This is a genomic window from Variovorax saccharolyticus (assembly GCF_030316765.1).
Lineage (GTDB): Bacteria > Pseudomonadota > Gammaproteobacteria > Burkholderiales > Burkholderiaceae_C > Variovorax > Variovorax saccharolyticus.
In genome coordinates this window covers 29,028-42,565 of sequence record NZ_JASZYT010000013.1, presented here as the reverse complement: position 1 = coordinate 42,565, position 13,538 = coordinate 29,028, and the positions used below count along the sequence as shown (strand labels likewise).

Annotated in this window: 12 protein-coding genes; 9 read left to right on the top strand and 3 right to left on the bottom strand. The window is 67.6% G+C overall.

All coding sequences use genetic code 11. The features are described 5' to 3' along the window. Positions 1-8 precede the first annotated feature (8 nt). Both QTI45_RS30630 and QTI45_RS30625 read right to left on the bottom strand, forming a co-directional pair. Complete coding sequence (locus QTI45_RS30630) at positions 9-542, bottom strand: hypothetical protein (protein ID WP_286657016.1); 534 nt, start codon at positions 540-542, stop codon at positions 9-11. 673 nt (positions 543-1,215) lie between these two features. Beyond that, the gene (locus QTI45_RS30625; RefSeq protein WP_286657015.1) at positions 1,216-2,061 is read right to left on the bottom strand and encodes a GNAT family N-acetyltransferase; all 846 of its coding nucleotides are present in this window, start codon (positions 2,059-2,061) and stop codon (positions 1,216-1,218) included. A gap of 76 nt (positions 2,062-2,137) precedes the next feature. Between QTI45_RS30625 and QTI45_RS30620 the strand changes: the two genes are divergently transcribed. Continuing rightward, positions 2,138-3,619, top strand: coding sequence for a D-alanyl-D-alanine carboxypeptidase family protein (locus QTI45_RS30620; protein WP_286657014.1), 1,482 nt, complete (start codon positions 2,138-2,140; stop codon positions 3,617-3,619). A gap of 102 nt (positions 3,620-3,721) precedes the next feature. On the opposite strand, the gene QTI45_RS30615 is transcribed toward QTI45_RS30620, so the two are convergent. Continuing rightward, positions 3,722-4,759, bottom strand: coding sequence for a LacI family DNA-binding transcriptional regulator (locus QTI45_RS30615; protein WP_286373115.1), 1,038 nt, complete (start codon positions 4,757-4,759; stop codon positions 3,722-3,724). A gap of 190 nt (positions 4,760-4,949) precedes the next feature. Here QTI45_RS30615 and QTI45_RS30610 point away from each other — a divergent pair, with 190 nt between their 5' ends. The 8 genes from QTI45_RS30610 to bglX all read left to right on the top strand — a co-directional run bounded on the left by QTI45_RS30610 (position 4,950) and on the right by bglX (position 13,416). Continuing rightward, positions 4,950-5,642 (top strand): amino acid ABC transporter permease, encoded by a 693-nt coding sequence (locus tag QTI45_RS30610; protein WP_286373116.1) that lies wholly within the window; start codon positions 4,950-4,952, stop codon positions 5,640-5,642. After that, positions 5,639-6,310, top strand: a complete 672-nt coding sequence (locus QTI45_RS30605) for an amino acid ABC transporter permease (RefSeq protein ID WP_286373117.1) — start codon at positions 5,639-5,641, stop codon at positions 6,308-6,310. The genes QTI45_RS30610 and QTI45_RS30605 overlap by 4 nt, the downstream gene beginning before the upstream one ends. 19 nt (positions 6,311-6,329) lie before the next feature. Further along, positions 6,330-7,058, top strand: a complete 729-nt coding sequence (locus QTI45_RS30600; protein WP_286657013.1) for an amino acid ABC transporter ATP-binding protein — start codon at positions 6,330-6,332, stop codon at positions 7,056-7,058. Between the two features lie 38 nt (positions 7,059-7,096). Beyond that, positions 7,097-7,894, top strand: a complete 798-nt coding sequence (locus tag QTI45_RS30595) for a transporter substrate-binding domain-containing protein (protein ID WP_286373119.1) — start codon at positions 7,097-7,099, stop codon at positions 7,892-7,894. Between the two features lie 2 nt (positions 7,895-7,896). Then, complete coding sequence (locus tag QTI45_RS30590) at positions 7,897-8,439, top strand: VOC family protein (RefSeq protein ID WP_286373120.1); 543 nt, start codon at positions 7,897-7,899, stop codon at positions 8,437-8,439. 5 nt (positions 8,440-8,444) lie between these two features. Next, the gene (locus tag QTI45_RS30585) at positions 8,445-9,713 is read left to right on the top strand and encodes a ribulose-bisphosphate carboxylase large subunit family protein (RefSeq protein WP_286657012.1); all 1,269 of its coding nucleotides are present in this window, start codon (positions 8,445-8,447) and stop codon (positions 9,711-9,713) included. After that, complete coding sequence (locus QTI45_RS30580; protein ID WP_286657011.1) at positions 9,710-11,047, top strand: four-carbon acid sugar kinase family protein; 1,338 nt, start codon at positions 9,710-9,712, stop codon at positions 11,045-11,047. The genes QTI45_RS30585 and QTI45_RS30580 overlap by 4 nt, the downstream gene beginning before the upstream one ends. A 71-nt stretch (positions 11,048-11,118) precedes the next feature. Continuing rightward, positions 11,119-13,416 carry a beta-glucosidase BglX gene (gene bglX / locus QTI45_RS30575; RefSeq protein ID WP_444813327.1) on the top strand — a complete coding sequence of 766 codons (2,298 nt, stop codon included), beginning with the start codon at positions 11,119-11,121 and terminating at the stop codon, positions 13,414-13,416. Positions 13,417-13,538: the final 122 nt, after the last annotated feature.

The window sequence follows — 13,538 nt, the reverse complement described above, 5'->3', positions numbered from 1 at the left end:
TGTGCGCGCTAGCGGTAGATCACCGCCCGGCGATAGCCCCGGCGCGCGGCGCCGGCATAGGACAGCGGCGTCAGCGGCATGCCGATGACATCGATGAACACGGAGACGTCGGCACCCTTGGCAGGCATGTTGCCCTGGATCACCTTGACCGTGTAGTTGAGGGCGTTGCCTTTCAGCACTGGCGTCTGCAGCACCACCACCACCTGCCGAAGCGACTCGTCGTCGACGATGGAGATGTCGGCATTGGGCGGGTCCGACAAAAAACTCTGCCTGCCCCGGCTCCAGAACGGAACGAAGGCCGCGGTCTTCATGTTCCCGGCGATGCGCTCGGGACGGTCTGAGAAGAACACCGTGATCGGGCTCACCCTTTGCAGCGTCAGCTTGCCGGTGGCCTTGTCGTAGGTCATGCCGCTGGCCGTCTGGACGAACAGGAAATCGGCCTGCTTCGCGCCCGGACCGGCCTCCTGTGCCCGGGCGGGTTCGAGCAGCGGCGCCGACGCCACCAGGGTGGCGGAGCTGACGAAGGCACGTCGATCGATCATGAGACTCTCCTCATGGCGCGAGTGTTCGCTGCACCGCCCGGGCAGGGAATACCACCAAGGAGCTATGCCTGGACGCGATGGCGGCGGTTCTGGCGGCGGCCGTGCTGGCGCAGAAGCGGCAAAAGCCCGGGAGCCGCTTCGCGACCGATTTCTCGCTGGACGACGCCCTGCTCGGCGCCGTACGATGAACATCGCAAATGCTCGTGAACCAGCGAGCGGATCGTGAGGAAGAATGCGGACCTTTTATTGTTCAGTAGTCAGTGCGTCTGCCATCTGGATGCTGGCGGCATGCCAGCATCCGGCGCCAAGTCCATCGATCGGCGTCGGCAATCCGTACCCAGTCAGCCACTACGTCTGCGACGGAACGCGCCTGGCCGTGCGCTTGATGGGAGAGCGCGCCTCGGTCTCCGTTGACGGGGCGGCCGCCGTCGATCTCCCGGCGATGGGCCAGTCGGGGACCAGGTTCTCCAATGGACGCCAGACGCTGCTCATCGAGCAGGGTCGCACGTCGTGGGCCGTGGGGCGGGCCATGCCGGTTGCGTGCACCGGCGGATGAAGCGGGAGCACGCATCCGGGGACCTTCGTGAAGGGCTTGGCGAACGCGACATGACCCTCGTCGGGCGCGTCCAGCGCAAGCACGTTCGAGCCTCACGAGAGGGACAGCGACGGCCGCCTAGCCAAGCTCGAAGCTCGTGATGCCGTAGACGAGCCTCAGTTCGCAGGCTGGCGCCGGGCCCGCGTACATGCGCGCTGTCTCGAAGACGCTGCGCAGGCCCTGCGCCTGCGCGAGGGCCACGGCGGAAGCGTTGGGCAATGGCACGTCAAGGTACACGGTGTTGCCGTCCGGCACGGCTGCGCACAGCGCGGCGTACAGCGCGTTCGCGATCTCTGGCGTGTCGGCGACCAGCGGGCCGATCTTGTGCCCCTCGCGGCAGCGGCGGATCAGACCCCATCCCGCCAGCTTTCCATCCGCGAGCCAGGCCAGTCCGGTGGCGTCTGGCATCGCGGTCCAGCAGTGTAGGAAGGCGTCGCGCGGGGCCGGGAAGACGCGACGGTCGTCGTCGCACAGCGCGGCGAAGTCGACGTCGGCGAGTGGCACGATGGGCGCGTACGCGTCGAGCATTGCGGCACCGGCCGTACCGGCGAAGCGGACGTTGTTCCAGGCCAGCACGAAACCGCTCTTGCGATAGTTGTCCTGCTGCGCGGGCACGCCGTCCAGGCCCACGACCTGGCCCGACAGCCGCTGCATCCCTGCCGTCCAGAGGCGAAGCCCGATGCCGCGCCCGCGCCAGCCGGGGCGCACGATGTACAGGCCGATGAAGCCGAAGCGGCCGGCATACGAGACGGCGGAGATGCAGCCGACCGCTTTGCCGTCGCATTCGGCGACCAGGAAGCCATCGGGGTCGGCGGCGTGGAAGCAGGCGTCGTCGTGCAGGCCGGGATTCCAGCCTTCGTCCGCGGCCCATTCGATGGCCATCGCGACTTCGTCGCGGCTCATGCTGCGGATGGTGCATTCCATGCGCGTCATTGTCGCGCGGCTTGCGTTCGCCGTACCCGGGAGCTGCCGCGTGGGGCCAACGACGGAGTGCCCAGGATTGCGCCGCCATCGTGAATTCCACCCCCTCGCCCTCTACTTCGCCATCATGGGAAGGTCAAATCCAAACCGAGCATCCAGCTGCCCGAAGGTCAGGAGCAAGAGGCCCAGGAGCGCGTCGGTCGCGTTCGTCTTCACTCAGTACATCGCGAGCATGAACTTTCTCGTCACACTCGACTCTCTACGCACAGTCGAAATTGATACCCGATCCGCGACAATACCTGCCATGCCACCCACCAAGCAATCCGCACTCCTTTCATCCCTCTCCCTGGTCTTCACCATCGCCACGGCGGCACTGCTGCCGTACGCTGCGTCCCAGGCGGCCGAACACCACGCCCCCAAGCAGGCTGCCCAGAAGAAGCCCGCGGCCAAAGCGCCTGCCGCGGCGCCAGCAGCCGCACCGACCGCTGTGGCTGGCGGCGCACCGGTACTGCCCGCCAAGGCATGGCTGCTGATGGATTTCGACTCCGGTCAGGTGCTCGCCTCGGAAAATCCCGATGAGCCGCTGCCGCCGGCGTCGCTGACCAAGATGATGACCAGCTTCCTGGTCGAGCAAGCGCTGCGCTCGGGCAAGCTCAAGAAGAACGACCTTGTCTCGGTCAGTCAGAACGCCTGGTGCCGGGGATCGAGTACCGAGTCGTGCATGTACCTGCCACTCAACGGCCAGGCGACGGTGATCGACATCCTTCGCGGCATCATCGTCCAGTCGGGCAACGACGCGTCCAAGGCGATCGCCGAACATATGGCCGGCACCGAAGAGAACTTCGCCAAGCTCATGAACGCCGAGGCCCAGCGCCTCGGCATGACGCACACGCGTTTCGTGAACGCCACGGGCCTGCCCGACCCGGGGCACCAGTCGTCGGCGCGCGACCTCGCGATCCTGGCGCGAGCCATCATCCGCGACAGCTCCGAGTTCTATCCGATCTACGCGGAGCGCGAATTCAAGTACAACGGCATCAAGCAGGGAAACCGCAACGCCCTGCTCTACACGGATCCCTCGGTCGACGGACTGAAGACCGGCCACACCCAGGAAGCGGGCTACTGTCTCGTCACGTCATCGACGCGAAACGGGATGCGCCTCATCACGGTGATCCTCAACACCAACAGCGCGCAGGCGCGTGCCGACCAGACGCGCACCTTGCTGGGGTGGGGCTTCAGCAACTTCGAGAAAGCCACGCCCGTTCAGCCGAACACGGTGGTGGCCGCGGCCAAGGTCAGCTTCGGCAAGGCCGACACGGTTCCCGCAGTTCTGGGATCGTCATGGGCGGTGACCGTCCCGCGCGGCCAGCAGGTGCAGACCTCGGTGCAGATCAAGCCTGACCTCCAGGCCCCGGTGGCCAAGGGTGCGGTGATCGGCAAGGTGGTCGCGAGCTCGAATGGCAAGCCGGTGGGAGAAGCCCCTCTGGTCGCCCAGGCCGATGTGGAGCGCTCGGGCTTCATGCTGCGTTCATGGCAGCACGTGACCAAGCTGTTCGGCAAATAAGACTGGCCGGTGGCGTCGGCGAAGGGGCGAAAGCCTGCCTTCGGCCGGCCGCACCGGACCGCGTGACCGAGACACACAGCCGCGTCATCTGAGTCGCTGCCCTCAGGGCAGGTTCTCGCGGAAGATGACCTGGCTGCGCGTGTTCTCCACGCCGCTCGAACTCTCGCGCCCATCGCGCAGGTTGGTGAAGATGCGCACGCAATTCATCAAGGTGGTGTGCGGGCTTTGCGTGATCACCGCGTCCATGCTGCCGTCGATCAGCAGGGCCCGGGTGTCCGGCGTGAGCCCGTGGCCGATGAAGACCACCTTCTGGTCTCGGCCCGCTTCCTTCAAGGCGCGCGCCACGCCGTCGGACGCGCCGCCGATGTTGTAGATGCCTCCGAGCTCGGGATGCTGGTCCAGCAGGGCGCGCGTCTGCCGGTAGTTCTGTTCGGCGTCGTCGTGGCCCTCGCGCAGGCCGACCACCGACAGCTGCGGGAACATCTCGTCGACCACGTGCAGGAAGCCGGCTTCGCGCTCCTCGTGCGCGCGGTAGCTCAGGCTGCCGGCGATGAGCGCGACCTTGGCGCTGCGCGCGCCGATGAAGCGGCCGATGAGGTAGCCCGCGGTGCGGCCTGCCGCGCGGTTGTCCAGGCCGATGTAGGCGGCGCGCGGCGAGTTCGAGAGGTCGGAGATCAAGGTGATCACCGGCACGCCGCGCTCGGCCAGCTCGGCGACCGCCTCGCGCACCGCCGGGTGCTCCAGCGCCATCACCGCGATGCCGTCGCTGCGCTTGCCGTGGCGGCGCAGCGCGGCAGCGAGTTCATGGGCATCGAAGCTGGCGATGAACTCGATGCGGCAACGCACGTTGAACGGTGCCCACTGTTCCTGCGAGTAGCCGACCATGTCGCCGAGCATGCGGATGAAGCGGTTGTGTCCCGCGGGCAGCAGGAAGCTCAGCCGCATCGGCGGCGGCGGCGACACCGACGGGCCCGCCACATCGGCTTCCGAGGCCACGTAGCCCAGCTCGACGGCCGCCCGCAGCACGCGCTGGACCGTGGCGGCGCGAACGCCGGGGCGCTGGTTCAGGACCCGATCCACCGTGGCCGTGGAGACATCGGCAACGCGAGCGATGTCGGGGATGCGGGGGGATTTCGTCATGGGCTCAAATACATCAAAAACCATCAGAAATCTGATTAGTGAATCTGAGGTCGACGGGATACTATCACTCGAAATTCGGTGATGCAAAACATCAAATCGAATCAAGCATAACTTTCGATCGAGCCGGTTCGAACCGGCCGCAAGGAGACAGATCCATGCCTTTCGCCGGCGCGCTGCGCGCATTGCATCCATGAGCTACGAGTTCGACTTCGCCAGCGTGCTGGCCAGCTGGCCACAGTTCCTGGCGGGCGCCTGGCTCACCATCCAGCTTTCGGTCCCGGCCACGCTGATCGGGTTCGTGGCGGGCACCTTGCTCGCCATCGCGCGGCGCAGCTCGGTGCCGTGGCTGGTGCGCGGCGCCGGCATCTATGTCGAGGTGATCCGCAACACGCCGCTGCTGGTGCAGGTGTTCCTGGTGTTCTTCGGTCTTTCCAGCATGGGCTGGAAGGTGTCGGCGTTCAGCGCGGCGCTGCTGTCGCTGGTCATCAACGTGGCCGCCTACTCGTGCGAGATCATGCGTGCCGGCATGGACTCGGTGCACAAGGGCCAGCTCGAGGCGGCCGAATGCCTGGGCCTGACCCGGCGGCAGGTCTACTGGCACGTGATCCTGCGTCCGGCCATGGAGAAGGTGTACCCGGCGCTCACCAGCCAGTTCGTGCTGCTGATGCTGGCGTCGTCGATCACCTCGCAGATCTCGGTCGAGGAACTCACCGCCGCCGCAGCGCGGGTGCAGTCCGAGACCTTCCGTCCTTTCGAGGCCTACATCTTCGTGGCGGTGGCGTACCTGGGCCTGTCGCTGCTGATGCGGGCCGGGCTCTGGGCCTTCGGGCAGATGATCTTCACGCGGCGGCGCCGCCTCGGTGCGCAGGGGGCGGGGCGATGATCTCCGGCGGGCTGAACCTTCATCACCTGTACTTCCTGCTGATCGGCGCGGGCTGGACGATCTGCCTCTCGCTGATCGCCTTCATCGGCGGCGGCATCGGCGGCGGCATCATCGCGCTCGCCCGCATCAGCCCGCTGCGGTGGGTGCGCTGGCTGGCCATCGCGTACATCCAGCTGATCCAGGGCACGCCCTTGCTGGTGGTGCTGTTCGTCTGCTACTTCGGCATCAGCATCCTCGGCTTCTCGCTGCCCGGCATCATCGCGGCCGGCGTGGCCATGGTGATCTACGTCAGCGCCTACCTGGGCGAGATCTGGCGCGGCTGCATCGAGTCGGTCGCCAAGACGCAGTGGGAGGCCGCCGAGTGCCTGGCGCTCTCGCGCACGCAGCGCATGCGGCTGGTGATCCTGCCGCAGGCGGTGCGCATCGCGACGCCGTCGACCGTGGGCTTCATGGTGCAGATCGTCAAGAACACCTCGCTGGCGTCGATCGTGGGCTTCGTCGAGCTGGTGCGGGCCGGCCAGCTCATCAACAACTCGATCTTCCAGCCCTTCGTGGTGTACGTGCTGATCGCCGTCGTCTATTTCGCCATGTGCTACCCGCTCTCGGCGTGGAGCCGAAAGCTCGAACGCCGGATGCAGTTCGGCGCGCGTCCGGTGGTCGAAGTCTGATGCGGCCTGAAGGAAAACAATGAACGCAGTCGTCGAACTCCGGGATGTCCACAAAAGCTTCGGCAGCAATGTCGTGCTCAAGGGCGTGTCCTTCTCCATTCCCAAGGGCCAGGTGGTGGCCATCATCGGCCGCAGCGGCTCGGGCAAGAGCACCGCGCTGCGCTGCATGAACCACCTCGAGGTCATCGACAGCGGCACGATCCATGTCTGCGGCCATGCGATCCACTCGCCCGACATCGACCTGCGCCGCCTGCGCATGGATGTCGGCATCGTCTTCCAGAGCTACAACCTGTTCCCGCACCTGACGGTGGAAGAGAACATCACGCTCGCGCCGGTGGCGGTCAAGAAGAAGTCCGCCGCCCAGGCGCGCGAGATCGCGGAGCGAACGCTGCACCAGGTAGGCCTGGCGGACAAGGCCAAGGCCTATCCGGAACAGCTCTCGGGCGGCCAGCAACAGCGCGTTGCCATCGCGCGTTCGCTGGCGATGGAGCCGCAGGTGATGCTGTTCGACGAGGTCACGTCGGCGCTCGACCCGCAGCTCACCGGCGAAGTGCTGCGCGTGATCGAGACCCTGGCGGCCGACGGCATGACCATGGTGCTGGTGACGCACGAGATGGAGTTCGCCGCCCGCGTGGCCGACACCATCATCTTCATGCACCACGGGAAGGTCTGGGAGACCGGCCCCGGCACCATGCTGCGCGACCCGCAGACCCCCGAGCTGCGCGAATTCCTGGCCCACGGCCTCTGACCGAAGACCCTTCACATCACACCAAGGAGACATAGACCATGACCATTTCCCTGATCCTGCGCCGAACCCTGCTGGCCGCCAGCCTCGGTGCCCTGTCGTTCACCGCCGCGGCCGACGCGCTGTCGGACATCAAGGCCGCCAAGAAGATCCGCGTCGGCATCGACCTCGGCGCGCCGTTCTACGGCTATCTCGACGAGAAGATGACGCCGGTCGGCTCCGACGTGGACGCAGCCCGCCTGCTGGCCAAGGACCTCGGCGTGGAACTCGAGATCGTGAACACCACGAACTCGGCGCGCATCCCCAACCTGCTGTCGAACAAGGCCGACCTGATCATCTCGTCGCTGTCGATCACGCCCGAGCGCCAGAAGGCCGTGGACTTCTCGATTCCCTACGGCGCCATCCAGGCGGCCGTGGGCGCGCCCAAGAGCCTCAAGCTGACCGGCATCGAAGACCTCGCCGGCAAGACCGTGGCCGTCACGCGCGGGGGCCCGCAGGACAAGATCGTGACCGAGCGCGCGCCGCAGGCCAAGGTCGTGCGCTTCGATGACGAAGCCGCCTCCATCACGGCGGCAGCCACCGGCCAGGCCGACATCGTCGCCATCACGCCGCCGATCATCGCGGCCATTGCCAAGCGCAATCCGTCGCGCGAATTCGAGGTGAAGTTCATTCTGCAGTCCTACCAGCTCGGCGTGGCGATGCGCAAGGGCGAGCCGGCGCTGATGGCCGCGGTCAACGGCTGGATCAAGACCAACCTGGCCAACGGCAAGCTCAATGAAATCCACGTGAAGCACGCGGGCGTGCCGATCCCCAAGGAAATCGTCGAAGGGGCGAACTGACCATGAGCCGCCATTTCGGAGAGATCAGGCAGCTGGGCTATGTCGTGCACGACATCGAAGCCGCCATGGACTACTGGAGCACGACACTGGGCGTCGGCCCCTGGTACTACAACCCGAAGGTGCCGATCGTCAACTACCAGTACGACGGCGTGGGCTACGAGCCGCACAACTCGGTGGCGCTGGCCAACTCGGGCTTCGTGCAGGTGGAGCTGATCCAGACGCGCAACGACGTGCCCTCGATGTACCGCGACTTCCTCCAAGCCGGCCGCACCGGGCTGCAGCACGTCGCCTACTGGACGGAATCGTACGACGCCGATGTCGAGCGCCTGCTCGCGCAGGGCTTCAAGCCGAAGATGAGCGGCGAGGTGGGCGCGCGCGGGCGCTTCATCTACTTCGACACCGAGTACCACCCCGGCACGGTGATCGAGCTGTCCGAGGTCGCCGGCCCGAAGGGCAGGATGTTCGACCTGATCCGCGAGAGCTCGAAAGTCTGGGACGGCAGTACCGACCCGGTGCGGCCCTTTCCCGATCTTTCGAAGCTGTAGACGCGATGGCCACCGACCGCATCCTCGCCAGCTACCTGATCGAGACCCCCGAGCCGCCGGAGAAGGTGGCCGAGGTGATGGCCGGAGAGCAATCCTGCGGCACCTTCACGCGCGTCGAGGGCGAGACCGATGCGCTGCGGGCGCGGGCCCGCGCGACGGTCGAGTCGATCGTCGAGCTCGCGCCGGCAACGTCGCCCAGCCTTCCCAATGCGCTGCTGGAGCGCAAGGGCACGCAGGGCCCATGGCGGCGGGCGCGCATCGAAATCTCCTTTCCGGTCGCCAACATCGGTGCCAACCTGCCGACACTGGCGGCCACGGTGGCGGGCAATCTCTATGACCTCGGCGAGGTCAGCGGCCTTCGACTGGAAACGGTGCACGTGCCCGCGGCGTACCGGGCGCGCTTCGAACTGCCGCGCGTCGGCATCGCCGGCACGCGCCGTCTCACCGGCGTGGCGAGCGGCGCGCTGGTGGGCACCATCATCAAGCCCAATGTCGGCTTCTCCGCAGCCGAGACTGCCGAACTGGTCGCTCGGCTGTGCGCCGCGGGCGTCGACTTCATCAAGGACGACGAGGTCTGCGCCGACCCCGACCATGCACCGCTGGCCGAACGCGTGCCGGCCGTGATGGCGGTGGTGCGCGCGCACGAGGAGCGCACCGGCAAGCACGTGATGGTGGCCTTCAACATCACCGACGAGACCGATGCCATGAAGCGCCACGCCGACCTGGTCGAGCGGGAAGGCGGCTCCTGCGTGATGGCCAGCCTCAACTGGTGCGGCCATTCGGGCATCCAGACGCTGCGACGCCACACGCCCCTGGCGCTGCACGGTCACCGCAATGGCTTCGGCGCGCTGTCGCGCCATCCGCTGCTGGGCATCTCCTTCCAGGCCTACCAGACCTTGTGGCGGCTGGCCGGCGTCGACCACATGCACGTGCACGGTTTGCAAGGCAAGTTCTCTCAACCCGACGAAGAGGTGATCGCCTCGGCGCAGGATTGCTTCACGCCGCTGGCCGAAGGCATCGACGACCGCGTGATGCCGGCGTTCTCGTCCGGGCAATGGGCCGGCACCGTGCCTGCCACCTGGACGGCCATCGGCAGCGACGACCTGCTGTTCATGTCGGGCGGCGGCATCCTGGCGCATCCCCAAGGCCCGGCCGCGGGCGTGGCGAGCATCCGTCAGGCCTGGGCGGCCGCGCGCGCCGGCACGCCGCTGGACGAGGCCGCGCGCAGCGCGCCCGAACTCGCCGCGGCGCTGGCCTTCTTCGGCAAGCGATGAGCCAGCCAGCGAGCCCGGCGCCGGCCATCGTCTACTACGGCGACGACTTCACCGGCGCGACCGACACGCTGGCCACCGGCGCGCGGGCGGGCCTACGCACGCTGCTGTTCCTGAAGGTGCCGACCCTGGCGCAGATGGCCGCGGCCGGACCGCTCGACTGCCTGGGGATTGCGGGCGCCGCCCGTTCGATGGCACCCGACGAGATGCGTGCCGAGCTGGCGCCGGTGGCCGCGCTGTTCCGCCGCCTGGGTGCCCGCGTGCTGCACTACAAGACCTGCTCCACCTTCGACAGCGCGCCCGACGTCGGCAGCATCGGCGTCGCCGTCGATGCCTTGCGGCCGGCGGTCGATACACCGTGGGCCGCGATCGTCGGCGGCCAGCCCGACCTGGAGCGCTACTGCCTCTTCGGCAACCTCTTCGCCGCCGCCGGCAGCGGCGGTGCCGTGCATCGTCTTGATCGCCACCCGACCATGAGCCGGCATCCGGTGACGCCCATGCACGAGGCCGATCTGCGCCTGCACCTCGCGGGACAGGGCATGGTCGACGTGCTTACGCTGCCCTACCCCGCGTACGCCAACGGCGGGCCGGCGCTGCAAGGCGCCTTCGACGCGCGGGTGGCGGCGGCGCCCGCAGCGCTGCTCTTCGATGTCGCGGAGAACGCACACCTGCAGGCGATCGGTGGCTTGCTCGGCCCGCGGGCCGAAGGGGCATCGTTGCTGGCGGTCGGCCCGAGCAGCGTGGTGCAGGCCTTCGCCCCGCGCTACGCCAGCGGGCCGCCCGCACCTCGAACGGTAGCCGCCGCGCGCGGCCCGGTGCTGGCGCTGGCCGGAAGCCTCTCGCCGGTCACGGCCGGGCAAGTGGCGGCGGCACGGTCCTTCCAGACGGTGTGGCTCGATCCGCAACAGCTGGTGGCTTCGACGCGCGCCCGCGCCGAAGCCGTGGCCCGTGTCTCCGCCCTGCTGGCACAGGGCCTGCACGTGCTGGCCTGCACCGTGCAGCCCGGTTCGGTACCGGCGAGCGACAGCGGCGTGCCGGCGCGTGCGCTGGCGCGGGCTGGCGGCGAAGTGCTGGCCGGCGTTCTGGCGGCGGTCCCGCTGTCGCGCGTAGGCATCGCCGGCGGCGACACCTCCAGCCATGCGGTGCAGGCACTCGATGCCTGGGGACTGTCGTATGAGGCGGCGCTGGCCCCGGGCGTCGCATTGTGTCGCCTGCACAGCGAATCGCCGGCGCTCGACGGCCTGGAGATCGCATTGAAGGGCGGGCAGATGGGCGGCGAGGACTTCTTCGAGCGCCTGGTGCACGGCACGCCACGGGGCGAACCTGCAACCGGCTGACGGCCTCGCGCAGCCTTGAACTCGATGCAGTAGTCTTGGCGTCCGATCAGAGCCCCCCGAAAGCTGCAGTGATGAAGATGCCTTGGTTGCCGGGCCTGCTCGCCGGCCTGGCCACGCCGATGGCGCTGGCCCAGCCCAACCCTGCCCTGCTGGGCAACAAAGGTGCGTTCATCGCCGATGTGCTGCGGCAGATGACACTCGATGAAAAGATTGGCCAGCTTCGCCTCATCAGCTTCGGCCCGGAGATGTCGGCGCCGCAGCTGGCCGAGGAAGTGGCCGCCGGCCGCGTCGGTGGGTCCTTCGGCGTCGTCAGCCGCCCGGAGCAGCGTCCGCTTCAGGAAGCGGCCATGCAACAGAGCCGGATGAAGATCCCCATGCTCTTTGCCTACGACGTGATCCATGGCCACCGCACCACTTTCCCGATCGGCCTCGGCCTCGCGTCGAGCTGGGATCCGGAAGCGGTTCGGCTGAGCGCGCGCGTCGCCGCACAAGAGGCCAGCGCCGACGGCATCGATTTCACGTTTGCGCCGACGGTCGACATCGCCCGCGACCCCCGCTGGGGCCGAACTTCGGAAGGTTTCGGTGAAGACCCGTACCTCGTGTCGCAGATGGCGCGCGCGATGGTCGAGGGCTTCCAGAACGATTCGGCCGCCAAGCCGGACAGCCTCATGGCGTCGGTCAAGCACTTCGCGCTGTACGGCGCGGTCGAAGGCGGGCGCGACTACAACGTCGTCGACATGAGCCCGATGCGCATGTACAACGACTACCTGCCGCCGTACCGCGCGGCCATCGACGCGGGTTCGGGCGGTGTGATGATCGCGCTGAACGCCATCAACGGCGTCCCGGCTGCCGCGAACACCTGGCTGCTGCAGGACCTGCTGCGCAAGGACTGGGGCTTCAAGGGCGTGACGGTCAGCGACCACGGTGCGATCTCCGAACTGCTGCGCCACGGGGTGGCGCGTGACGAGGCCGAAGCCGCCAAGCTCGCAATCAAGGCCGGCGTCGACATGAGCATGGCCGACGAGATCTACATCAAGGAGCTGCCCGGTCTGGTGCGGTCGGGCCAGGTCAGCCAAGGCGAGATCGACAACGCAGTGCGTGAGGTGCTGGGCGCCAAGTACGACCTGGGCCTTTTCCGCGACCCGTTCCTGCGCATCGGCAAGCCCGAGGACGACCCGGCAGATCTCAAGGCCGACAGCCGCCTGAATCGCGCGCCGGCCCGTGACGTCGCCCGCAAGTCGATGGTTCTCCTCGAGAACCGCAACCGCACGCTGCCGTTGCGCAAGACCGGAACGATCGCGCTGGTCGGACCGCTCGCAGATTCGCAGGTCGACATGCTGGGCGCGTGGTCGGCCCAGGGCGTGCCGGCCCTGGCAGTGAGCTTGCGTCATGGCATGGCGGCGGCAATTGGCGACAAGGCGAGGCTGCTCTTCGCACGCGGCGCGAACGTCACCGAAGACAGTCGGGTGGTCGACTACATGAACTATCCGAACGGGGAGGCGCGGGAGATCGTGCAGGATGGCCGCAAGCCGCAAGAGATGATCGACGAGGCCGTGGCCGCGGCGAAGCAGGCGGACGTGGTCGTGGCGGCCGTCGGCGAATCCCGCGGCATGTCGCATGAGTCGTCGAGCCGCACGCGCCTCGATCTGCCGGAGAGCCAGCAGGCCTTGTTGAAAGCGCTCAAGGCAACGGGCAAGCCATTGGTGCTGGTGCTGATGAACGGCCGGCCACTGACGCTGGTCTGGGAGAAAGCCAACGCCGACGCGATGCTGGAGACCTGGTTCACCGGCACCGAAGGCGGCAACGCCATCGCCGATGTGCTCTTCGGCGACGCCAATCCCTCGGGGAAACTGCCGATCTCGCTGCCTCGCTCGGTGGGGCAGATCCCGACGTACTACAACGTCCCGCGCCTTGGCCGGCCTTTCACGCCGGGCAAGCCCGGCAACTACACCTCGCAGTATTTCGACGAACCGCAAGGCGCGCTGTACCCCTTCGGCCATGGCCTGAGCTACACCGACTTCGCACTGTCGAACCTGGCGCTGTCGTCGCGCACCCTGCGAAAAGGCCGGACGGTCGAGGCGAGCGTCACCGTTGGGAACACCGGCGACCGCGCCGGCGAAGCGGTGGTGCAGCTCTACATCCAGGACCTGTCCGCGTCGGTCGTGCGCCCGGTCAAGGAACTCAAGGGCTTCCGCAAGCTGATGCTGCAACCGGGCGAGACACAGGTGGTGCGCTTCCCGATCGGCGAATCGCTGCTGAGCTTCTACAACCAGCAACTCGAGCGCGTCGCGGAACCCGGCACTTTCACCGTGCAGGTGGGGCTCGACTCACGCGATGTGCTGCAGCAGAGTTTCGAACTGCTTCCCTGACGGTCGTCAAGGCCCAGCTGGCCCGCCCCCCAGCGTGACGTAGAGAGACACCGTGCGCGGCCGCCGACACGAACCCGTTGACAAAGTCGCGGCATCGCCCGGCCTGGATTGGGGCGCGATTG

Coding starts and splice junctions, on each gene's coding strand:
- QTI45_RS30625 (WP_286657015.1), bottom strand. CDS start 2,061: ATGGAATGCACCATCCGCAGCATGAGCCGCGACGAAGTCGCGATGGCC.
- QTI45_RS30630 (WP_286657016.1), bottom strand. CDS start 542: ATGATCGATCGACGTGCCTTCGTCAGCTCCGCCACCCTGGTGGCGTCG.
- QTI45_RS30590 (WP_286373120.1), top strand. CDS start 7,897: ATGAGCCGCCATTTCGGAGAGATCAGGCAGCTGGGCTATGTCGTGCAC.
- QTI45_RS30610 (WP_286373116.1), top strand. CDS start 4,950: ATGAGCTACGAGTTCGACTTCGCCAGCGTGCTGGCCAGCTGGCCACAG.
- QTI45_RS30600 (WP_286657013.1), top strand. CDS start 6,330: ATGAACGCAGTCGTCGAACTCCGGGATGTCCACAAAAGCTTCGGCAGC.
- QTI45_RS30605 (WP_286373117.1), top strand. CDS start 5,639: ATGATCTCCGGCGGGCTGAACCTTCATCACCTGTACTTCCTGCTGATC.
- QTI45_RS30595 (WP_286373119.1), top strand. CDS start 7,097: ATGACCATTTCCCTGATCCTGCGCCGAACCCTGCTGGCCGCCAGCCTC.
- bglX (WP_444813327.1), top strand. CDS start 11,119: ATGAAGATGCCTTGGTTGCCGGGCCTGCTCGCCGGCCTGGCCACGCCG.
- QTI45_RS30580 (WP_286657011.1), top strand. CDS start 9,710: ATGAGCCAGCCAGCGAGCCCGGCGCCGGCCATCGTCTACTACGGCGAC.
- QTI45_RS30615 (WP_286373115.1), bottom strand. CDS start 4,759: ATGACGAAATCCCCCCGCATCCCCGACATCGCTCGCGTTGCCGATGTC.
- QTI45_RS30585 (WP_286657012.1), top strand. CDS start 8,445: ATGGCCACCGACCGCATCCTCGCCAGCTACCTGATCGAGACCCCCGAG.